This is a genomic window from Agrobacterium sp. Azo12, assembly GCF_029193765.2.
Lineage (GTDB): Bacteria > Pseudomonadota > Alphaproteobacteria > Rhizobiales > Rhizobiaceae > Agrobacterium.
The window spans coordinates 128,637-149,740 of record NZ_JARFYO020000001.1 but is presented as its reverse complement, the minus strand read 5'-3'; the positions used below and the strand labels follow the sequence as shown (position 1 = coordinate 149,740).

Here is a 21,104-nt window from a genome sequence, read left to right as displayed (position 1 = left end):
GAACTATCATGGCCCTTGGCTTCATCAAAAAGGTCTTTTCATTCGGCAAGGACAAAGCCGAAGACGACAAGGCTGAACCAAATGGCCTGAAGGAACAGTCCTCTGAAGCTGCCTTTGAACAGGCTTTGGCCGAAGCGCAGCAACATTCTCCTGTCGATGACCCGGTGCTTGAAGTCGAGGTCGAAACTGCTGGTGGCCCTGCTCCCGATGAAGTGATGCAGTCTGATGCGGTCGAGCCGCAGACGGAACCGGATGATGCGCCACTGCTTCCTGCTGCATTGGAAGCGAGCGATATTGGTGTCGTACCTCTTTCGCTGCTCGAGGTTGAAGCGGAAGCCGAAGCGGCAGAGGATGAAACGTCGTTTGCCATCGCTGATGAACCGGTCGTTGAAGACGAGCCGATAACAACGGCTGATAAGACCGAGGCCGTTGTTGAGGCCGAAGAACAAGTTATTTCATCTGCGATTGTGGAAACGGCTGCGACTGTGCTGCCGAAAGGATTTTCGACAGCCAGCGAGCTTGTTGTGCCGGTTGAAGAAACACCACAGCAGAAGCTGACATGGTTTCAACGTCTTCGTGCCGGGTTGGCGCGGACTTCTTCGCAACTGACTAGCCAGATCTCGGCGTTGTTCACCAAGCGCAAGCTGGACGAAGACACGCTGGACGAGCTGGAAGATTTGCTGATCCAGTCAGACCTTGGCGTCGAAACTGCAATGCGCATCACCGGTGCATTGTCGTCCGAGCGTTATGGCAAGGATGTCAGCGGCGAAGATGTGGCGCGCATCATGGCCGGTGAAATCACCAAGGTTTTAACCCCGGTCGCCAAACCGCTGCAGCTTGATCTCAATCACAAACCACATGTCATTCTGGTGGTGGGTGTCAATGGTACCGGCAAAACCACGACCATTGGCAAGCTTGCGGCCAAACTGTCCGGTTCCGGGCTCAAGGTTATGCTTGCAGCGGGCGACACGTTCCGTGCCGCGGCGATTGAACAGTTGAAAATCTGGGCGGATCGTACCGGTTCTGAGTTCATCGGGACGAAGCTGGGCGCTGATGCTGCTGGCCTTGCCTATGACGCCTATGAGCAGGCGCGGGCCAAAAAAAGCGACGTTCTGATTATCGATACGGCCGGCCGTTTGCAGAACAAGACAGAGTTGATGGCCGAGCTTGAAAAGATCGTGCGTGTGCTTGGCAAGCTTGATCCAGATGCGCCTCACACTGTCTTGCAAACACTTGATGCAACGACAGGCCAGAACGCCATGAACCAGGTGGAGATTTTCCGCAACGTGGCGGGTGTGAATGGCCTGATTATGACAAAATTGGATGGCACGGCTCGCGGCGGTATCCTCGTTGCCATTGCTGCGAAGCACAAGCTGCCGGTTTATTTCATCGGCGTGGGCGAAGGCGTGGACGATCTGGAACCGTTTGAGGCAGAAGATTTCGCGAAGGCGATTGCGGGAGTTTGATGATGGACGTGGAAAGCAATCAGCGCGAAAGCGAAAATATGGTCAAGGAGACCAGCCCTCTGTTGAAGATGGTGCTGGAACTTGGCCCGTTGATGGTTTTCTTCTTTGCCAATTCGCGTGGTGACTGGCTTGCTGAAAAGTTTCCGGTGCTGACCGAATTCGGTGGCCCGATCTTTATCGCGACTGGTCTGTTCATGATTGCCACCGCCGCTTCGCTGATCGTGTCGTGGATCATGACCCGAAAACTGCCGATGATGCCGCTGATCTCCGGCATCGTGGTGTTTGTGTTTGGCGCGCTGACATTGTGGCTGCAGAACGACACTTTCATCAAGATGAAGCCGACCATCGTCAACACTCTGTTTGGTGCGATCCTGCTGGTTGGTTTGCTGTTTGGACAGTCGTTGCTGGGTTACGTCTTCAATTCCGCTTTCAAACTGACTGACGAAGGCTGGCGCAAGCTGACCCTTCGCTGGGGCATTTTTTTCCTGTTTCTCGCGGTGTTGAATGAAGTCGTTTGGCGGAACTCCTCGACCGATTTCTGGGTCGCTTTCAAGGTCTGGGGCACCATGCCGGTCACCGTTTTGTTCACCATGGCACAGATGCCGCTGATCATGCGTCACTCGGTTGAACCGCTGGTGAAAGACGAAAAATGACCGTTGCGGATCTCACTGTCAGCCGTAGCTCATCGCTGAAATGGTTTGGCGTCGCCGCAGCACTTCTGCTGCTGCAGATCGTCATTCTTTATTTCATGGGCCGTATTCCGATCTGCGAATGCGGCTACGTCAAGCTGTTCGAGCCGGGCGTCAACACACCGGGCAACTCGCAGCATTTGTCCGACTGGTACACGCCGTCGCATATCATTCACGGCTTCCTGTTCTTCGGCCTTGCATGGCTGCTGTTTCGCAAACAACCGATTGCTATGCGCCTGTCATTTGCGGTGCTGATCGAGGCAGCCTGGGAACTGCTTGAAAACTCACCGCTGATTATCGACCGCTATCGCAGTGCCACAATGGCGCTTGGTTACTCCGGTGACAGTATTCTCAATTCGGCCATGGACACTGTTTTCATGGCGCTTGGTTTCTTCTTCGCCGCGCGCATGCCTGTCTGGGTGACGGTGGCGGTGGCTGTTGTCTTTGAGCTGTTCACCGGGTGGCTGATCCGAGACAATCTGACGCTCAATGTCATCATGCTGCTGTGGCCGATCGATGCCATCAAGGAATGGCAGAACGCGATTTCCTGATCCGTGTAATAGTCGTCAATCGTTATGAAACAATACATAACTGATGTCACATCGTGCTGACTTCACATGGATTCTTAACGGAAAGCATCTAGATGTCCATGCTCGCTGGGGATCACGCATTGAACCGGATGCACGGCCATGCCGTGACGCCGGTAGCACCAAGCATCGCATTCAACAAAAACTGTTTCTGATCAAGGCTTCGTCATCGTGCAGGATAATTTCGCCTATCTGCTTCCGTTTATCATGCTTACATTTGGCCTGGTATTTCTCGGTTTGCAGACCATGGGTTTCAAGCCTGCGCGTTTCTGGGGCATTGGTTACATCTGTGCGGCCCTGGGCTTTTCAAGCCCGATGTTTTTTGCCGATGATGCCTTTCTGGCGCATGCCCTGATTTCCAACATCCTGTTTTTTTCCGCGTTCTTTTTTTACGGCCATGCGTTGCTGGTGCAATTTGAGGTCAAGACGCTACTTGGTTGGCGCATCGGATTTCTGGCCGCAGCCTATGCGGTTGTGTCGTATTTTATTGTCTTCCAGATCGATTTGCGCGCTGAACTTGCGCTGAGTGATTTGATGTGCGCTGCGCTGCTTGCGCCGTGCATCCTGTTGGTCGCAAATAAGACCCGGCATGTAATGGACAAGGTGCTACTGGCGGCGACCTCGGCCGTGGTATTGGAAACTATTATTCGCGTGAGCGTGCTTCTGGTGATGACACCGGGCGGTTCGCCTCGTGACATTGATGCCTTCATGGCGTCGGACTATGCATTCCTGATGCAGATGACTGCCAGTATCTTCGGTTTCCTGATGGCGCTTGCCGTGCTGGCCAGTGTGGTTGCCAATGTTCTTTTGCAGCATCGCCATGCCGCTGATCATGATCCGCTCACTGGTCTGTTGAACCGACGTGGTTTTGATGACCGTTCTCCGGATTTCCGCGGACAGGAACAGCCGGAAGGCACCGTTTTGATGTGCGATATCGACCACTTCAAACATGTCAACGACCAGTTCGGACATGCGGCCGGTGATCGTGTTATCATCGGTTTTGCCGAATTGTTGAAGGAACGCCTGCCGCCACAAGCGCGTATCGCTCGCTTTGGCGGCGAGGAATTCGTGGTCTATCTGCCAGACACAAAGGCGACGGAAATTGCCGTGCTTGCCAATATGTTGCGCGTCAGTTTCGCGGCCCGTGAATGGACCGCCCTTGGAATTGACCGGCAGATCAGCGCGAGTTTCGGCATTTCATCAATTGCCAGAGGTGACCACTCCATTCACGACGCAATCGCCAGAGCCGACAGCTTTCTTTACAAAGCGAAATCCAATGGCCGCAATCAGGTGGTTCAGGAAGGCATGTCCGTGCTGACGACGCAGTCTGCGCCGCCGCTAAAGATCATTTCCATTCTTTGATTGGGCATACTACGGTCAAACCGTGCTCAGCTTCCGGATACAGCCTTTTCAATGGCTGGCAGCAGGCCCTTTTCCAGCGTTGCCGGATCGATAGGGCCAACCTTCTTGTAAACAATCGTGCCATTCTTATCGACGAGGTAGGTTTCCGGAATTCCGTAAACGCCCCAATCTATGGCCGCTTTGCCGTTGGGATCGACGCCGATTGCCTTGTAGGGATTACCCAGCTCGCCCAGGAAACGCAGCGCGTTGTCGTTCTTGTCCTTGTAGTTGATGCCAACCACATTGATGCGGCTGTCTTTCGACAGCTCTTTCAGCATCGGATGTTCCTGACGACAGGGTACACACCAAGACGCAAATACATTGACCAATGTCAGCTGGCCGGCAATGGCAGCATCGGTCAGCGCCGGTGTGGAAGAGCCTTCCAGCGGCGGCATGGCCAGTGTTGGCGCCTTGGTGCCGATAAGGGCAGATGGAATGGCGCTGACATCCAGTCCGTTGACGTCCTGTTCGTAAAGCATCTTGGCAGCAATGGCTGCAAAACCTGCAAAAGCAACCAGTGGCAGCAAGGCAAAGAGGTAACGTGCCTTGTTTTTGGGGGCCTGTTTCGGGGCGCTGATGTCGTCGCTCATGCGGTTTCCCCGGTTTTTGGTTTGGCTGAGGCGCGGCGGCGAATGCCAGAGGCTTCCAGCTCTTTCAATTCCCGACTTCGTGCGCGGCCGTCCAGCATTACCCAGCCGATCATAGCGATCACGATCAAGCCGGTCAGGCCATAGGACAGGCTGATGTAAAAGGCGTGGCTCATGTTTTACGCCTCCCTGTTGGCCATACGCGCGGCAAGGCGACGTTGGGCAGCAATACGTCGGCGCAGGATTTCATTGCGCATGGCGGCGATATGCAACGTGAAAAACAGCATGCTGAAACCTAATGCCATGATCAGCAGTGGCCAGAGGAATTCAGGGTCGATGGCCGGACCGTCCATACGGATAACGCTGGCGGGTTGATGCAGCGTGTTCCACCATTCCACCGAAAACTTGATGATCGGAATGTTGACGAACCCGACCAGAATGAGCACCGCGCTGACGCGAGCGGCGCGCGAGGGATCATCCATGGCCTTGTTGAAAGCAATCAGGCCAAGATACATCAGAAACAGGATGAAGACCGAGGTCAGTCGTGCGTCCCACACCCACCATGTTCCCCACATGGGTTTGCCCCACAACGAACCGGTGATCAGCGCTATCAGGGTAAAGGCGGCGCCGAGCGGTGCAGCAGCCTTGTGGCTGACATCGGCCAGTGGATGGCGCCAAACCAGCGTGCCGATCGCGGAAGCTGCCATGACAGTATAACACATCATCGCCAGCCAGGCGGCAGGCACATGCACATACATGATGCGCACAGTATTGCCCTGCTGATAATCGCCATCCGTCGTGAAGGATAAGTAGAGGCCAACCGCGATGAGCAGAGCTGTGATAACGCTCATCCATGGCAGCAGGCGCGAGGCCAACGCCAGAAACCGGGTTGGGTTGGCGAGGTCGCTGAATTTGGTAATGGCAAGGCTCGTGTCGTTCATGCCGTCTTTCTACCTTGTGTCATGGCCACCTGCAATTGATCCCTGTCAATCGCTGCTGTTGCGCAGCGCCAAAGCCGCAAAGAAAGGCCCGATAACCGATGAAAATAGCGTGATCGCCATCAGGATCAGGAACGGCGGCAGAAATGGAGCGGGATCCTGAACGGCTGCATAGGAGGCACTGACCCCGAAAATCAGCACGGGGATGGCAAGCGGCAGCACGAGGATGGACACCAGCAGACCACCCCGCGGTAATGCGACGGCGACTGCTGCGCCAACTGCACCAATAAAGGTCAAGGCCGGGGAGCCGACCAGCAGTGTTAGCATGACGGCACCAATTGCCACCTCGCTCAAGTTCATGAAAAGGCCAAGCAGCGGCGAGGCGATGACCAATGGCAGGCCGGTTGCCGTCCAGTGTGCCAGACATTTTACAAACACCGTCAGAACCAGAGGGTTTTCGTTCATCAGGATAAGATCGAGTGCACCGTCGTCTCTTTCGGCTTGAAACAACCGGTCGAGACCCAGCAGTGCAGCGAGCAGCGCACCAATCCAGACGATGGCAGGCCCGATGCGCGACAGAAGATTGAGATCAGGTCCCACGCCAAAAGGAATGACGGCAACCACAGTCATGAAAAACAGCACGCCGATCAGGGCACCGCCACCTGCGCGAATGGACAGTTTCAGGTCACGGAAAAACAGCGCGATCATGGCTGAGCACTTTTCTCGAGCGGGGTGAAGGAAAAATCTGACGTCACCAAACGGTCTCCACGCCTGCAAAACCCGTCATCTGCAATTCCTTCGCGTTCTTTAGCCCCAATGGCTGATGTGTAGCGGCAATAACGATGCCACCCTTTTGCAGATGCGCCTCAACCAGGCCGGTGAACATTTTATCGGCATTGGCATCAAGAGCGGCTGTCGGTTCATCCAGTATCCAGATTGGGCGCCATGCGACAAGCAGTTTGGCCATGGCGAATCGTCGCTGCTGGCCGGCGGACAGATAACCGAACGGCAGATGTGTGATACCTGAAAGACCGACGGCGTCTGCAGCGTCTTCCACGCTGATGGAGCAGCCACCAGTAAAGTCGCCGAGAAACTCTTTCCAGAATTGCAGATTTTCCGAAACAGTGAGTTCGGTTTTCATGGCGTTGCGGTGGCCGAGATAATGGCTGGCTTCGGCGGCGCGTGTGCCCGGCTCAACTCCTTCGCCGGCTATCTTTACGGTGCCGGTTTCCGGGTGGAGAAGGCCCGCAAGAACACGGAGCAAGGTGGATTTTCCCGACCCGTTGCGGCCGGTCAGAAGCAATGCTTCGCCATCAGTTAACATGAGGGAAACATTCATGAATATGAAATCTTCGCCTCTTTTGACCGATAGATGCTCCGCCGTCAGCAACATTGCTTCGCCTCATGTAAGATTTTGATCATTTCGAAAAAAAATTCGATTTGAATCGTCTTCTGATCTGGAACCTGTCTTAGAAATTATCTATATGAGTTTCAACCACGCCAGCGGTCGGCGTGATCATCATCTTCCGCCGGACCTGAGAATTGCAATTGCAAATTTCACGTGCGGACAGCGGAAATGGCCGTACCCGCATCCTGATGTGCATGAATAAGTGCATAGGTGTCTGCACGCGTGTGTTGGCTATCAGAGAGCGGGGTTTATCCGTGACAAAATCTCTTGACAGTTTCCAATGTCGTTCCGTTCTTACCGTCGATGGTAAGGACTATGTTTATTACAGCCTGCCCAAAGCTGAAGCCAATGGCTTGAAGGGCGTTTCCAAGCTGCCTTATTCCATGAAGGTTCTTCTGGAGAATCTGCTACGTTTCGAAGATGGTCGCTCGGTGACTAAGGCCGATATCGAAGCCGTTGCTGCATGGCTCGACAACAAGGGCGTCAAGGAAGCAGAAATTGCCTACCGCCCGGCCCGCGTGCTGATGCAGGACTTTACCGGTGTTCCAGCCGTGGTTGACCTTGCTGCAATGCGTGATGGTCTGAAGGCTCTGGGTGGTGATCCTGAAAAGATCAACCCTCTGGTTCCTGTCGACCTGGTTATCGATCACTCTGTTATTGTTGATGAATTCGGTACACCGCAGGCTTTCGCCCGCAACGTGGATCTGGAATACCAGCGTAACGGTGAGCGTTACCGCTTTCTCAAATGGGGCCAGCAGGCGTTCAAGAACTTCCGTGTCGTTCCTCCGGGCACCGGCATCTGTCACCAGGTGAACCTCGAATATCTCGGTCAGACAGTCTGGACGAAGGAAGAAGACGGCGAAACCATTGCCTATCCTGATACCTGCGTTGGTACCGACAGCCACACCACCATGATTAATGGTCTTGGTGTTCTGGGTTGGGGCGTCGGCGGCATTGAAGCTGAAGCTGCAATGCTCGGTCAGCCAGTGTCCATGCTGTTGCCTGAAGTTATCGGCTTCAAGCTGACCGGCAAGGTCAAGGAAGGCGTGACAGCCACCGACCTCGTGCTGACCGTTGTGCAGATGCTGCGCAAAAAGGGTGTTGTTTCCAAGTTCGTTGAGTTCTTCGGCCCCGGCCTTGACTCAATGACACTGGCAGACCGTGCGACGATTGGTAACATGGGTCCGGAGTATGGCGCGACCTGTGGTTTCTTCCCTGTCGATAGTGAAACCGTCAATTACCTCAACATGTCCGGCCGTACGAAGGATCGTATTGCACTGGTGGAAGCCTATTCCAAGGTGCAGGGCATGTGGCGCGACAATGATGGTTCGCAGCTTGTCTTCACCGACACGCTGGAACTGGATCTTGGTGACGTTGTGCCATCGATGGCTGGCCCAAAGCGTCCGGAAGGTCGTCTGCCGCTGGAAACCATTGCGCCGAACTTCGCGATGGCGCTGGAAAACGACTACAAGAAACCCGGCCAGCTCGACACACGTTATGCGGTGGAAGGCACAGATTTCGATCTGGGTCATGGTGATGTGGCCATTGCCGCCATCACATCCTGCACCAACACATCCAACCCATCGGTCCTGATTGCTGCCGGTCTTCTGGCCCGCAACGCCGTTGCCAAGGGCCTTAAGTCCAAGCCATGGGTCAAGACATCCCTGGCACCGGGATCGCAGGTGGTGGGTGAATATCTCGCCAAGTCCGGCTTGCAGAAGGAACTGGATGCGCTCGGCTTCAACCTGGTTGGTTTTGGTTGCACGACCTGCATCGGTAACTCTGGCCCTTTGCCAGCGCCGATCTCCAAGACCATCAACGACAAGGGGCTGATTACCGCCGGCGTTCTCTCGGGCAACCGTAACTTCGAAGGCCGTATTTCTCCTGACGTGCAGGCCAACTACCTGGCTTCGCCGCCACTGGTTGTCGCTTACGCGCTGGCCGGTACGGTTCAGAAGGACCTGACCAAGGAGCCACTTGGCGAAGATCAGGACGGCAAGCCGGTTTACCTCAAAGATATCTGGCCAACCTCGGCAGAGGTGCAGCAGTTCATCCATAAGTATGTGACCAGAGAACTGTACGAAACCAAATATGCTGACGTGTTCAAGGGTGACGAAAACTGGCAGGCCGTTCAGGTTCCTGAAGGTCAGACCTATGCCTGGGACGACAAGTCCACCTATGTTCAGAACCCGCCCTATTTCGTTGGTATGGGGAAAAAGGGCACGGGCGTCAAAAACATCAAGGGTGCTCGCGTTCTCGGCCTGTTCGGCGACAAGATCACCACCGACCATATTTCTCCGGCCGGTTCGATCAAGGCTGCTTCGCCAGCCGGTGCTTACCTGACTGACAATGGCGTCGGTGTTGCCGACTTCAACCAGTACGGCACGCGCCGTGGCAACCATGAAGTGATGATGCGCGGCACGTTTGCCAACATCCGCATTCGCAACCACATGCTCGGACCGAACGGCAAGGAAGGTGGTTACACCATTCACTATCCGTCCAAGGAAGAGATGTCGATTTACGATGCGGCCATGATGTACAAGGATGAAGGCGTTCCGCTGGTTATCTTTGCAGGCGTCGAATACGGCAACGGTTCGTCCCGTGACTGGGCTGCTAAGGGTACAAACCTTCTTGGTGTGAAGGCTGTGATCGCGCAGTCGTTCGAGCGTATTCACCGCTCCAATCTGGTTGGCATGGGCGTTGTTCCATTCACCTTCCAGGAAGGCACCACATGGGCAAGCCTTGGCCTCAAAGGTGATGAAATCGTCGAGATCGATGGTCTCGAAGGCGAGATCAAGCCACGTGAAACGAAGATCGCCAAGATCACTTACGGCGACGGCACGGTGAAGGAAATTCCTCTGCTTTGCCGCATCGATACGCTGGATGAAGTCACTTACATGGACAATGGCGGTATTCTCCAGACCGTTCTTCGCGATCTGGCTGCCTGATAATACTCAGGGCAACAAGAAACGCCGGGAGAAATCCCGGCGTTTTGTGCGTTGGGGGCAATTGTCAAATGTAGTTTGCTCACTTACAAATTTTGACAAGCATGAAATGTGATCGACCCTCACCCCTTCGTGACTTCCCTTTGAAGGTGTTTCGCGCTTATTTTCCAGCAACGCCCGATAGGTTTTATAGCAGATGAACATCCGGACGTTTGTGCGGATGAAAGGCCCAAGATCGCAATGCTTCTGAAATATGGTTTCCCCCTTCTTCTTATCAGTGTCGCAACCGCCAGTCCTGCTCTTGCACAAACATCGCCGGACCAGCCGAAGGGTGTGGTAGAACTGTTTACCTCGCAGGGTTGCGCTTCCTGTCCGCCAGCTGATGCGGCGTTGCAGAAGATGATCGAGAAGGGTGATGTCATCGGCCTGTCATTCCACGTCGATTACTGGAACTATCTCGGCTGGAATGATTCCCTTAGCTCCAAGGAAAATACCGAACGTCAGTATGGTTATGCCCGCGCGCTTGGCCGTAACGGCGTTTATACGCCACAAGCCGTTCTGAACGGTCGCGACCATGCAAAGGGTGCCGATAGCAAGGCGATTTACAGCAAACTTGAGGAATTTGCCTCGAGCGGCAAGGGACTGGTTGTCCCTGTTCAGTCCAGCCTGGTCAACGACGAGATCGAGATCAATATTGGTGCCGGCCAAGGCAAAGCGGATATCGTCGTAGCCTATTTCAACCAGCAGCAAATGGTTGATGTGACGCGCGGAGAAAACAAGGGCCGCAAGATTTCCTACTGGCACAGTGTTTATGACGTGCAGACAGTGGGGATGTGGAACGGCGAGGCAATGAAGGTCAATCTGCCTGCCAGCGTTCTTGGAAAAGCCAAGAAGGGCGGCTGTGCCGTGCTGCTGCAAACTGCCAATGAAACGGGTGATCCCTCAGCGATTATCGGTGCCAGCATTTTGATGAATGAGGCGAAATAGTCTTATCCGGTTCGGGCATTGGGGGCTGGGGGTAAAGGGTCAATGCACCGAACCGGGTCATTTGGTGCCTAGACATCAATTGACAGGCTTCACACTGACACCCAATTTAGGCACTGATTTGACCGAAATGCGGCGATTCTAATTTCACTGTTTCACGTGGTAACAGGCGCTTTTGTGTCGTTTTACTTGCAATTTTCTCTGGCTGGGGCAACACTGTCACCAACCTGTTATGATTTGCAGCGAGGCGCGCATGACCGATCAGCCGGATTTGTCGCAGGGCGGTAATTCGACGCGAGACGGTTCGACCGTCGTTGATCTTCGTGAATATCAAAGAAACAAGGATCCCTTGCCGGTGACCTTCCATCGTCGGGAACTCGACGCCATTTTGTGGATTTATGGCCGCATGGTGGGCGAGGGCGAATGGCGTGATTATGCCATCGACCACTTGAAAGACCGGGCGGTGTTTTCGGTTTTCAAACGATCAGGTGAGATGCCGCTTTACCGGATTGAAAAGAACCCAAAGCTTGCGGCGAAACAGGGCGCTTACAGCGTCATCAATGTGAATGGCACGATTTTGAAGCGTGGCCATGAGTTGCGGCAGGTGCTGAAGGTTTTCGACAAGACCCTTAAACTGGTCGAATAACTGATTGCCAATCCCTATTGTACGTTAGTGGCGGGCTTTCTCCGTCGCCTTCGCTATACGGTTTCCTGATCTACCGTTTTGCCGGAATGTCGTTGCGAGAGCGCTGCTACGCTGAGCGTCGGCACTCGCTGTTCCTGCGTGCTGTAAATCTGAGGCAACAAAAAAGGCGGCTCGAAAGCCGCCTTCTTCATGTGGGTTTCCACCCCTCTTAGTCGTTGCGGTTACCGAGGAACTGCAACAGGAAGGTGAAGAGGTTGATGAAGTCGAGATAGAGTGTCAGCGCACCCATGATGGCCTTGCGACCAGCAACGGCAACGTCGTCACCATCGAAATACATTTCCTTGATCTTCTGGGTGTCATAGGCGGTCAAACCAGCAAAGATCAGAACACCGATGGCCGAGATGGCAAAGCCCATAGCAGAAGACTGCAGGAAGATGTTGACGATCGACGCGATGATCAGACCGAACAGACCCATGATGAGGAACGAGCCCATACCGGACAGGTTCTTTTTCGTGGTGTAACCGTAAAGCGACAGCGCGCCGAACGAAGCGGCGGTGACGAAGAACGTCTGAACAATGCTCTGGCCAGTGTAGACCACGAAGATCGACGACAGGGACAGACCCATCATGGCAGCATAGACCCAGAAGGTGGTCTGCGCAGCGGCGACGCTCATCTTATGAACGCGGAAGCTGAGGAAGAACACCATGCCGAGCGGAGCAAGCATCACAACCCAACGCAGCGGCGAACCGTAAAGGGCCGCGCCAAGAGCCGTCAACATTGTTCCGTTGCCAAGCTGTGCAACAGCAGCTGATGGATCTGTTGTAGTTGCCATCGAGAATGTGAAGTAAGCAGCGATACCGGTGATCGCGAGGCCCACAGCCATAAGGTTATAAACCTTCACCATGTAGCTACGCAGACCTTCGTCGATCATCGCATCCGTCTGACCGCGGGTCTGGGCCATTCGGTTTTGGTAATTGTTGAAATCAGCCATTTGTTCCTCTTTCAAGCTCCGGAATTATTCACGGTGTCGGGATAAATCCCAGGCGCCGCTGCGGAGCTTCAGCAAGCCTGTCCAAAATATGATGGGAGAATGTGTTTGATACAAGACCTTTTGTATCCAAAAACACCAAATACGGGAAAATCGCGATCAATTTATCGAAGATTACCAAGAATTAATCGTTAAAGTTATGGTGCCAGAACGGGTGAGCGCAACCGATGCGGTAAAGGCCTTTGCTGTAGCGCATTAAGCGCTTGCTGTTCCATCACGCGCATGGGCCGTTTTGCCACTTATTCTCCAATCTGCCGCAGGACCGGCGCTGCCTTTTGACCAAGGATGCGCCAAGTGCCGAGCAGCCCGATACCCACTGTCATGACCAGCGCCACAACAACGGTTCCCACCGCCACATCGGTGAGAAATGCCGATGGCAGTTTCATGATGCGGGCAATCACGAACCATGCGGACACACCGCCAGCTGCCAGCGCAAAGACCGCTGTTGCCAGGCCGAGGATCATATACTCATAGGAAAACGCTTTGATGAGCGTGACGCGTGTTGCGCCAAGGGTTTTCAGGATGACTGCGTCATGAGTGCGAGCACGGTTTCCGGCCGCCAGCGCGCCTGCCAGTACCAGTACAGACGCGATCAGGGCTACGGCTGCAGCCGCACGGATGGCGGTGGCCAGTTGGCCGACCAGCCTGTCGACCACTTCCAGTGCGTCCTTTACCCGGACGCTTGTAATGGTCGGATAGGCATTTGTGACTGCACGCAGGATTTGTCCTTCATCGGCAGGGGTCGCTTCCGGATCGGCTAGAGTGGCCAGCCAGGCATGGGGTGCACCCCGGAAGGTGTTGGGAGAAAAGACCATCACGAAGTTGATCGACAGCGATTCCCACTCGACATTGCGCAGGTTGGCAATCTTCGCGGTAATGCTGCGGCCGAGCACATTAACGGTAACACTGTCGCCAATTTTCAGGCCGAGTTCGCCGGCCTCCTCTGCGGCAAAGGAAACCAGCGGTTCGCCAGTATAATCGGCGGCCCACCAGCTACCCTCTGTGAGCTTGGTATTTTCGGGCATGTCGCCAGCGTAGGTTATGCCACGATCTCCACGCAGCACCCAGCGACCGGATGATGGAACGTCAATCTTGGTCACATCCTGGCCGTTCAGCGCAAGAATGCGACCGCGCAACATTGGCACTTCAGTAATGGTGCCATTGGGTGCATTCTGCTTGACGACATTGCGGAAACCTTCCAGTTCGCTGCCCTGAATATCGACGAAGAAGAAATTCGGTGCACGTTCCGGCAGGGTAGACGTGAGTTCGCGGCGCAGATTGCCATCAATCAGCGACAGGGTAACCAGCAAAGTCAGACCAAGGCCAAGTGACAGAACCACCGAAGGTGTCAATGCGCCGGGGCGATGGATGTTGCCGATCGCAAGTCGCATCGCAGTCGAATTGACGTGCGGGCTTTTGCGGGCAATCAGCCGTACCAGGCTGGCAACCACTCGCAAAACAACAAAGGCAAAAGCGACAGCGGCAAGAAAGACCGATGCGATGAAACGGTCTTCGGCGGTCAGTACGGCAAGCCCTGCCAACAAAGCCAGCAACAGGCCGGTCGCCAGCAGATAGGGCCATGACGGCCAGCGGCCTTCATCGAAACCCTGTTCACGGAACAGTGCAGTGGCGGGAACCTCTTTCGCCTGGCCAAGCGGCAGGATGGTAAAGGCTAGTGTGGTGACCAGACCAAAAACCGTAGCGATCAGAAGGGCCGATGGATAAAGGGTGATTTCTTTCGGCACCGGCAAAACACCTGCCAGGAACTGCATGGCAATCAGCGGTACGATAGCGCCGACCACAAGTCCGATCAGGATGCCAATCAGCGCGATGAACAATATCTGGAACAGATAGGTCATCGTCACGATGATGGCCGGTGCACCCAGGCATTTGAACGAGGCAATGGTGGTGCGTTTGGCATCCAGAAATGCCCGCACGGCATTTGCCACACCAACGCCGCCAACGATAAGAGCGGTCAGACCGACAAGTGTCAGGAACTGCGAGAAACGATTGACATTTTCAGTCAGGGACGGTGCGGCGCGGTCACTGGTGCGGATCGACCAGCCAGCATCGGGATAGGCCTTGTTGGTGTCAGCGGTGATCGATGCGCGTTTGAGCGGATCCGTGAGCCTGATTTTGTAGGCATGTTCAACTAGGCTACCTGTCTGGATCAGCCCGGACGCTACCAGTGCATCACGACTGACCAAAAGACGTGGCGCAAAACCGAAGCCATCCGAAAGCGCATCGGGTTCGTTGACGATTGAGCCAGTGAGCTTCAACCGGGCGGAACCGAGCAATATCTCATCGCCGGGTTTCACGCCCAGTCGTTCAAACAAAAGCGGTGCGGCCAACGCTCCGTAGCTGTCCTGATCCTTGGCGAGCAGCTCATCCAGCGGACGGTTCGGTTCAGCTTCAAAGGCACCATAGAGCGGGTAGGCACCATCAACGGCCTTTACTTCCGCCAGTGTCTGCTCGGAGCCTGAAGGCGCGCGTGCCATGGACCGAAGACCGGTCGACACGGCAATGTCACCCAGCCCTTCAAGATAGCTGCGTTCTTCAGGGGTTGCTTCGCGGTTGCGCAGTTCGAAACGCACATCGCCTGCGAGAATAGCTTGGCCTTCGGACGCGATAGAGCTGGTGACGGCCTGCGACACCGAATTGACGGCGGCAATGGTGGCTGTTCCGAGCGCTATACAGGCGAGAAAAATATAAAAACCGCGAAAGCCGCCGCGAATTTCGCGTCTGGCCAAACGAAATGCGGTGCGGATCTGAAAGGAAGACGGCATCATGCGGATGCTGCCTCCTTGATCTTGGTTGTGCTGGCCGAATCTTCGACAATCTCGCCGGACCGTACCCTGATCTGGCGTGAGCAGCGGGCTGCCAGAGCGGGATCATGGGTCACAAGGATCATCGTCATGCGACGCTCAGCCTGTTTGGAAAACAGCAGGTCGGCAATTTGGCGCCCGGTTTCGGTGTCCAGATTACCAGTCGGCTCATCGGCGATCAGCACTGCTGGAGACGGTGCAAGTGCGCGGGCAATTGCCACACGCTGCTGTTCACCGCCGGAAAGCTGGCCGGGATAATGGGAAAGACGCTCACCCAGACCAACTGCCTGCAATTCCTTTCGAGCAATATCAAACGCGTTTTTCACATTGGCGAGCTCCAGCGGCACAGCCACATTTTCAAGCGCGGTCATGTTGGCGATCAGGTGAAATGACTGGAAGACGATACCGATGTTCTTGCCACGAAAATCGGCGAGCGCGTCCTCGTTCAGATTGTGCAGCGCCTTGTCAGCAATGTGAATTTCACCGCTATCCAGCCTTTCGAGACCTGCCAGCACCATCAGCAATGTCGATTTGCCGGAGCCGGATGGACCAACGATGCCGACCGCCTCACCTTCACCAATCTTAAGGTCAATTTTTTTCAGGACGTGAACGGAAGCAGCGGCGTTTCCAAGTGTCAGGTCGGCCTTGTTCAGCTCGATAATGGTTTTCGTCACAGAATAGGTTCCTATATAACAGGAGATAAGGCGATTTTTCGCGATGTTCTGAAACAACTTAGGAGAGGTATGATGGGATTTAAAGCCGCCGCGTTTCACTTCATCGTCATTTGTGCGGTCTCGATTTTCGCCTCTGGCGCGAATGCGCAGGACCGGACCTTGCAATTGGTCGGGCTGGGTGACAGCCTGATGGCCGGTTATCAACTGCCACCGACCGATAGCTTTACTGCTAAACTGGAAGAGGCTTTGAAGGCCAAGGGTGTCAACGTCACCGTAACCAATGCCGGTGTTTCCGGCGATACCAGCGCTGGCGGTCTGGCGCGTGCCGAATGGTCCGTTCCAGATGGAACTGACGGCGTGATTGTCGAACTTGGTGCCAATGACGCATTGCGGGGTATCTCGCCGGACGAGACCGAAAAAAACCTCGACGCCATCATCTCAGGTTTCAAGAAACGCAACATTCCGGTTCTGCTGGTCGGTATCATGGCGCCACCCAACATGGGTGACGACTATGCCGCGCGGTTTAACCCGATCTACAAGCGTCTGGCCGATAAATACGAGCTGATCCTGTATCCGTTTTTCCTTGAAGGCGTGGTGCTGGATGCATCCCTGAAACTGGAGGATGGCATGCATCCCAATACGGCGGGTGTGGACGTGATGGTCAAAAATGCCCTGCCTGTGGTGGAAGAGTTCATCAAGACAATTGGTGGGCAATAAAAATAAGCGCTTGCGTGCGAAGGCATTGCATGATTCGCTGCTGATATCTGCAAGAGATTCGGGGAGCTCGCCATGCCGAGACTATTTACCGCTCTCGAAATTCCACGCAACGCGGCGTTAAGCCTTTCTTTATTGCGTGGTGGTCTGCCGGGTGCCCGGTGGATTGATGTGGAGAATTATCACATAACCCTGCGCTTTATCGGCGATATAGACGGACGTACTGCCGATGAGGTGGTTGATCGTCTCGACCGGATAAATCGGCCAGAATTTCAGCTCAATCTGTCCGGAATCGGCTCCTTCGGGTCCAAAAAACCGCACTCGCTCTGGGCCGGTGTTTCACCCTCGCCCGAGATGAGTGCGCTTCAGGGGGAAATTGAACGCATCTGCCAGCGGATTGGTCTTCCGCCTGATCCGCGCAAATTCATGCCACATGTAACGTTGGCACGGTTGCGCAATTCCCGGCTGGACGATGTGGTGCATTATCTGTCGGGTCGGGGCGATTTCAGAACGGTTGACTTCACGGTCGGGCGCTTCGTGCTGATGTCGTCAAAGGAATCGGTCGGCGGCGGTCCTTACATCGTTGAGGAAGCATTCCCGCTCTACGAGACATCACCCTCGGCGTCGATCTTCTCCAGCAGGGACCTGCAGCCGGCAAAGAGCATGTTGTAGACGCTCAGAAAACCGTCTTCGCCGCCATAATAGGGGTCCGGCACATTATCATCGGTGCCAACAACATATTGGCTGAACAGATGCACCCTGTGCCGCAAGCTTTGCGGACAGGATTGTAGAACACGGCTGAGATTGTCGTCATCCATACACAGGATGAGATCGAAGTGCTCAAAGTCATCCCCTTTTATCTGCCGGGCACGCTGGCTGGAAATGTCAATGCCGTGCTGGGCCGCAATCGCCACCGAACGTGGATCGGGCGGGTTTCCGGCGTGCCAGCCACCGGTGCCGGCGGAATCCACATGGAACCGCTCTTGCTGTTGAGCTGTTTCAGTGATGTGTGTGAAAATGCCTTCAGCCAGTGGCGACCGGCAAATATTGCCCATGCAGACGAACAGTATCGAGACTGGTTTCATGCTGTGATCCATAAACTGAGCAACTTCAATTTGGGAGGTCTACGCAATGAACTACGACAGGCTGGAGACGGCTGCAATTGAGCAGGAACTAAAAAAACTGGGCGGTGGCTGGGTGATGCGTCCAGATGGTCTGGCAATAACAAGAACATTCAAGTTCGCGAACTTCTCGGAAGCATTTGGCTTTATGGCGCAGATCGCCCTGTCGGCTGAAAAGCTCAACCATCACCCCGAATTGCGCAATGTCTATTCCCGGGTGGAGGTGGTGTTGACGACCCATGATTCACAGGGTGTCAGCGAAAGGGATTTCCAGCTTGCTGCTTGCATCAACAAGGCAGCGGCGGGACGAGGCAATTGAACAGCGCTGAAAAACCACCATATTGGATGGTAGACGGAGGTTGCTGAGACAATGGACGATATCAAGATCGGTGAAATCTTGTTGCCGGGCGATCCTGATACCCAGGAGAAACGCGAGAAAGAGGTTCGGTCGAAGTTCTGGCCGAAGATGCGTCGTGCCATGAAACGCGTGCCTTTTGCCCGTGATGCCGCGGCCGCTTATTACTGTGCGATGGACCCGACGACGCCGATGCGTGCCAAGGGTATTCTCCTTGCAGCGCTCGGATATTTCATCATGCCGATCGACGTGATACCGGACATGTTTGCTGTGATTGGATTTACCGACGATATTGCTGTTTTGACAGCGGCGCTGGCGATGATCCGCGCCAATATCAAAATGGAACATTATGATGCTGCCGATGCCATGTTAGAGCGTCAGGAAGAAGAATGAGAACTTAACTTGCTCGCTGCCTTGCTGAGCGGGAAAAGAACAAATTCTCGCCTTAAAATTTGTGTCAATGCTGTAGGCAGAGACAGCATCCGACACCAAATTTCCCCTTATGGCTCACGCATGTCTCCCAAAAGTGGGAACCGGTTTTGGGACAGAGACATGCCTTAATACGGCGCGTAAAAACGTGTTGCATCACTGTGAAGAAGCAAGGTGCCTCAACGTCGCGGAATTGTAACAGGGCGATACATTTTCGTTATTTTATCGTTCTTGTTGACGGTTTGGTAACCCATGTTAAGCCAAACTAAAAATGAGAATAACTTCATGCGCCCGGCAGAGCCGTTCCGGGCATTTGGTGACAGTAAACCCGGCAGGAAATCAATGTTTGTAAGAAGTGTAGCAACCGCAGTGGCAATCCTGATGACAGGCGCGAGCCTGGCCTATGCACAGTCGCCCACGCGCATCCAGCAGTTCAACGCATGGGGTGCTTATTCGTACAAATCCGGTAACAGTACCGTGTGTTATGTGTTGTCCATTCCGACAACAAAAGAGCCAGCAAATGTAGACCACGGTGATATCTTCTTCATCGTATCGCAGCGTCCGGGCCAGAACATCTCCTATGAGCCGCAGGCCATGGTTGGTTATGCGTTGCGCGAAGGTTCTAAGGTCAATGTAACGATCGACAACAAGAACTTCGTCATGTTCACAAAGGACAAGGCTGCTTGGGTTGAAAATGCAGCTGAAGAGCCAGCATTGGTTGCCGCGATGAAGGGTGGCAAGAGCATGACCGTGAAGGCTACATCTGGCCGCGGAACTGCAACGTCCTACTCCTACTCACTATCGGGCATTTCTGCTGCCCTTAAGCAGATCGAAACCTGCAAGTAAGTCTTTTGCAGTGTATGTTTTGGAATGGCCGGTCATTGACCGGCCATTTGCGTTGAGGCTGGAATAATGCTAAAGGCGCGGCAACAAACCGCAAGCGGGCGCATTTTTGCTGCCTGCCGCTGATTTTCATGACATGCAGACGATGTTCCGGCCTTTTGAAGCGGCCGCTTTCGATGCTGTATTCGATGATGGGATATTGCGATGTCCGTAATGGAAACCGCTGGCCTGGCTATTAAGAAGCCGATTGTTGCCAATAACGATCTGATGTCTGGCAAGCCCAGCCTGATCGGGCTTACCCGTGAAGACATGGCCGAAGCGCTGGTCGATGCCGGCGTGCCGCAAAAGCAGGTCAAGATGCGCGTCAGCCAGTTGTGGAACTGGCTTTATGTGCGCGGTGTCTCTGATTTTGACAACATGACCAATGTTGCCAAGGATTTGCGTGAGACGCTGAAGGCTAAATTCACCATCGCCCGCCCAGAGATCGTTGAAGAGCAGATTTCCAATGATGGCACGCGCAAGTGGCTGATGCGTTTTCCGCCACGCGGTGCAGGCCGTCCGGTCGAGATCGAAACCGTTTATATTCCCGAAGAGGGACGTGGCACGCTGTGCATTTCCAGCCAGGTTGGCTGCTCGCTGACTTGTTCGTTCTGTCACACCGGGACGCAGCGTCTGGTTCGTAACCTGACGGCGGAAGAAATTCTCTCGCAATTGTTATTGGCGCGTGACCGGCTTGGTGACTTCCCAGATGGCTCGACGCCGGTTGGTGCCTATGTGCCAAGCGAAGGTCGCAAGGTGTCCAACATCGTGATGATGGGCATGGGCGAGCCGCTGTATAATTTCGAACATGTGAAGACAGCACTGCTGATCGCGACCGATGGAGACGGCCTGTCGCTTTCCAAGCGTCGTGTTACGTTGTCGACTTCAGGCGTTGTGCCGGAGATTTTCCGCACTGGTGATGAAATTGGCGTGATGTTGGCGATCTCGCTTCATGCGGTACGCGACGAACTGCGCGACATGCTGGTGCCGATCAACAAGAAGTATCCGCTAAAAGAACTGATCGAGGCCTGTCGCAAATATCCCGGCCTTTCCAATGCGCGCCGCATCACTTTCGAATATGTGATGCTGAAGGACGTCAACGACAGTTTGGAAGATGCCAAGATGTTGGTGCAACTTCTCAAGGGCGTTCCAGCCAAGATCAACCTCATTCCGTTCAACCCGTGGCCGGGCACCAACTACCAGTGTTCGGATTGGGCGCAGATCGAGAAATTTGCCGATTTCATCAATCAGGCAGGTTATGCATCGCCAATCCGTACACCACGCGGTCGTGATATTCTCGCAGCCTGTGGCCAGTTGAAATCGGAGTCTGAGCGCATGCGCAAGACCGAGCGTCTGGCGTTTGAAGCCATGATGATTGCCAACCACGGTGCAGATGATTGATCGT

At 54.5% G+C, this 21,104-nt stretch carries 22 protein-coding genes; 13 read left to right on the top strand and 9 right to left on the bottom strand.

Annotation, left to right across the window (positions count from 1 at the left end; all coding sequences use genetic code 11):
* Nucleotides 1-8: 8 nt before the first annotated feature.
* The 4 genes from ftsY (at nucleotide 9) to PYL13_RS00635 (ending at nucleotide 4,104) form a co-directional block, all read left to right on the top strand.
* On the top strand, nucleotides 9-1,466 hold the full coding sequence (ftsY, locus tag PYL13_RS00650; protein ID WP_275643359.1) for a signal recognition particle-docking protein FtsY: 1,458 nt from the start codon (nucleotides 9-11) through the stop codon (nucleotides 1,464-1,466).
* Nucleotides 1,467-1,468: 2 nt separating this feature from the next.
* Nucleotides 1,469-2,119, top strand: coding sequence for a septation protein A (locus tag PYL13_RS00645; protein WP_275643466.1), 651 nt, complete (start codon nucleotides 1,469-1,471; stop codon nucleotides 2,117-2,119).
* Nucleotides 2,116-2,706 carry a DUF2585 domain-containing protein gene (locus PYL13_RS00640; protein WP_250984247.1) on the top strand — a complete coding sequence of 197 codons (591 nt, stop codon included), beginning with the start codon at nucleotides 2,116-2,118 and terminating at the stop codon, nucleotides 2,704-2,706. The genes PYL13_RS00645 and PYL13_RS00640 overlap by 4 nt, the downstream gene beginning before the upstream one ends.
* 207 nt (nucleotides 2,707-2,913) lie before the next feature.
* Nucleotides 2,914-4,104, top strand: a complete 1,191-nt coding sequence (locus tag PYL13_RS00635) for a GGDEF domain-containing protein (protein ID WP_275643358.1) — start codon at nucleotides 2,914-2,916, stop codon at nucleotides 4,102-4,104.
* Between the two features lie 26 nt (nucleotides 4,105-4,130).
* On the opposite strand, the gene PYL13_RS00630 is transcribed toward PYL13_RS00635, so the two are convergent.
* From PYL13_RS00630 to ccmA, 5 genes are read right to left on the bottom strand one after another with little or no spacing between them, the layout of a single operon-like run.
* Complete coding sequence (locus PYL13_RS00630; RefSeq protein ID WP_275643357.1) at nucleotides 4,131-4,733, bottom strand: DsbE family thiol:disulfide interchange protein; 603 nt, start codon at nucleotides 4,731-4,733, stop codon at nucleotides 4,131-4,133.
* Nucleotides 4,730-4,906 (bottom strand): heme exporter protein CcmD, encoded by a 177-nt coding sequence (gene ccmD, locus PYL13_RS00625; RefSeq protein WP_275643356.1) that lies wholly within the window; start codon nucleotides 4,904-4,906, stop codon nucleotides 4,730-4,732. The genes PYL13_RS00630 and ccmD overlap by 4 nt, the downstream gene beginning before the upstream one ends.
* Nucleotides 4,907-4,909: 3 nt before the next feature.
* On the bottom strand, nucleotides 4,910-5,671 hold the full coding sequence (locus PYL13_RS00620; protein ID WP_250984251.1) for a heme ABC transporter permease: 762 nt from the start codon (nucleotides 5,669-5,671) through the stop codon (nucleotides 4,910-4,912).
* A gap of 45 nt (nucleotides 5,672-5,716) precedes the next feature.
* Nucleotides 5,717-6,376, bottom strand: coding sequence for a heme exporter protein CcmB (gene ccmB / locus PYL13_RS00615; protein WP_275643355.1), 660 nt, complete (start codon nucleotides 6,374-6,376; stop codon nucleotides 5,717-5,719).
* Between the two features lie 43 nt (nucleotides 6,377-6,419).
* Nucleotides 6,420-7,061, bottom strand: coding sequence for a heme ABC exporter ATP-binding protein CcmA (gene ccmA, locus PYL13_RS00610; protein WP_192490454.1), 642 nt, complete (start codon nucleotides 7,059-7,061; stop codon nucleotides 6,420-6,422).
* Nucleotides 7,062-7,330: 269 nt separating this feature from the next.
* On the opposite strand from ccmA, the gene acnA reads away from it, so the two are divergent.
* The 3 genes from acnA to PYL13_RS00595 all read left to right on the top strand — a co-directional run bounded on the left by acnA (nucleotide 7,331) and on the right by PYL13_RS00595 (nucleotide 11,651).
* On the top strand, nucleotides 7,331-10,024 hold the full coding sequence (acnA, locus tag PYL13_RS00605) for an aconitate hydratase AcnA (protein WP_303298594.1): 2,694 nt from the start codon (nucleotides 7,331-7,333) through the stop codon (nucleotides 10,022-10,024).
* Nucleotides 10,025-10,261: 237 nt separating this feature from the next.
* The gene (locus PYL13_RS00600) at nucleotides 10,262-11,008 is read left to right on the top strand and encodes a DUF1223 domain-containing protein (RefSeq protein ID WP_275643643.1); all 747 of its coding nucleotides are present in this window, start codon (nucleotides 10,262-10,264) and stop codon (nucleotides 11,006-11,008) included.
* A gap of 250 nt (nucleotides 11,009-11,258) precedes the next feature.
* Entirely contained in the window at nucleotides 11,259-11,651 is a 393-nt protein-coding gene (locus PYL13_RS00595; RefSeq protein WP_192490451.1) for a DUF2794 domain-containing protein, read from the top strand.
* Nucleotides 11,652-11,859: 208 nt separating this feature from the next.
* On the opposite strand, the gene PYL13_RS00590 is transcribed toward PYL13_RS00595, so the two are convergent.
* The 3 genes from PYL13_RS00590 to PYL13_RS00580 all read right to left on the bottom strand — a co-directional run bounded on the left by PYL13_RS00590 (nucleotide 11,860) and on the right by PYL13_RS00580 (nucleotide 16,198).
* Entirely contained in the window at nucleotides 11,860-12,642 is a 783-nt protein-coding gene (locus PYL13_RS00590) for a Bax inhibitor-1/YccA family protein (protein WP_250984256.1), read from the bottom strand.
* 296 nt (nucleotides 12,643-12,938) lie between these two features.
* Nucleotides 12,939-15,488, bottom strand: coding sequence for an ABC transporter permease (locus PYL13_RS00585; protein WP_275643644.1), 2,550 nt, complete (start codon nucleotides 15,486-15,488; stop codon nucleotides 12,939-12,941).
* Entirely contained in the window at nucleotides 15,485-16,198 is a 714-nt protein-coding gene (locus PYL13_RS00580; protein WP_275643645.1) for an ABC transporter ATP-binding protein, read from the bottom strand. The genes PYL13_RS00585 and PYL13_RS00580 overlap by 4 nt, the downstream gene beginning before the upstream one ends.
* Nucleotides 16,199-16,270: 72 nt before the next feature.
* On the opposite strand from PYL13_RS00580, the gene PYL13_RS00575 reads away from it, so the two are divergent.
* Both PYL13_RS00575 and thpR read left to right on the top strand, forming a co-directional pair.
* Nucleotides 16,271-16,915, top strand: coding sequence for an arylesterase (locus PYL13_RS00575; RefSeq protein ID WP_275643702.1), 645 nt, complete (start codon nucleotides 16,271-16,273; stop codon nucleotides 16,913-16,915).
* Between the two features lie 72 nt (nucleotides 16,916-16,987).
* Nucleotides 16,988-17,584 carry an RNA 2',3'-cyclic phosphodiesterase gene (thpR, locus tag PYL13_RS00570; protein ID WP_192490446.1) on the top strand — a complete coding sequence of 199 codons (597 nt, stop codon included), beginning with the start codon at nucleotides 16,988-16,990 and terminating at the stop codon, nucleotides 17,582-17,584.
* On the opposite strand, the gene PYL13_RS00565 is transcribed toward thpR, so the two are convergent.
* On the bottom strand, nucleotides 17,515-17,997 hold the full coding sequence (locus PYL13_RS00565) for a low molecular weight protein-tyrosine-phosphatase (protein WP_275643646.1): 483 nt from the start codon (nucleotides 17,995-17,997) through the stop codon (nucleotides 17,515-17,517). The two genes, thpR and PYL13_RS00565, sit on opposite strands and share 70 nt — an antisense overlap.
* 46 nt (nucleotides 17,998-18,043) lie before the next feature.
* On the opposite strand from PYL13_RS00565, the gene PYL13_RS00560 reads away from it, so the two are divergent.
* The 4 genes from PYL13_RS00560 to rlmN all read left to right on the top strand — a co-directional run bounded on the left by PYL13_RS00560 (nucleotide 18,044) and on the right by rlmN (nucleotide 21,100).
* The gene (locus PYL13_RS00560; protein WP_250984261.1) at nucleotides 18,044-18,352 is read left to right on the top strand and encodes a 4a-hydroxytetrahydrobiopterin dehydratase; all 309 of its coding nucleotides are present in this window, start codon (nucleotides 18,044-18,046) and stop codon (nucleotides 18,350-18,352) included.
* A gap of 51 nt (nucleotides 18,353-18,403) precedes the next feature.
* Nucleotides 18,404-18,781 carry a YkvA family protein gene (locus tag PYL13_RS00555; protein WP_259149526.1) on the top strand — a complete coding sequence of 126 codons (378 nt, stop codon included), beginning with the start codon at nucleotides 18,404-18,406 and terminating at the stop codon, nucleotides 18,779-18,781.
* 378 nt (nucleotides 18,782-19,159) lie between these two features.
* Nucleotides 19,160-19,663 (top strand): invasion associated locus B family protein, encoded by a 504-nt coding sequence (locus PYL13_RS00550; protein ID WP_192490442.1) that lies wholly within the window; start codon nucleotides 19,160-19,162, stop codon nucleotides 19,661-19,663.
* Nucleotides 19,664-19,864: 201 nt separating this feature from the next.
* Nucleotides 19,865-21,100: a 23S rRNA (adenine(2503)-C(2))-methyltransferase RlmN gene (gene rlmN, locus PYL13_RS00545; RefSeq protein WP_192490441.1), complete on the top strand. Its 1,236-nt coding sequence runs from the start codon at nucleotides 19,865-19,867 to the stop codon at nucleotides 21,098-21,100.
* Nucleotides 21,101-21,104 lie beyond the last annotated feature (4 nt).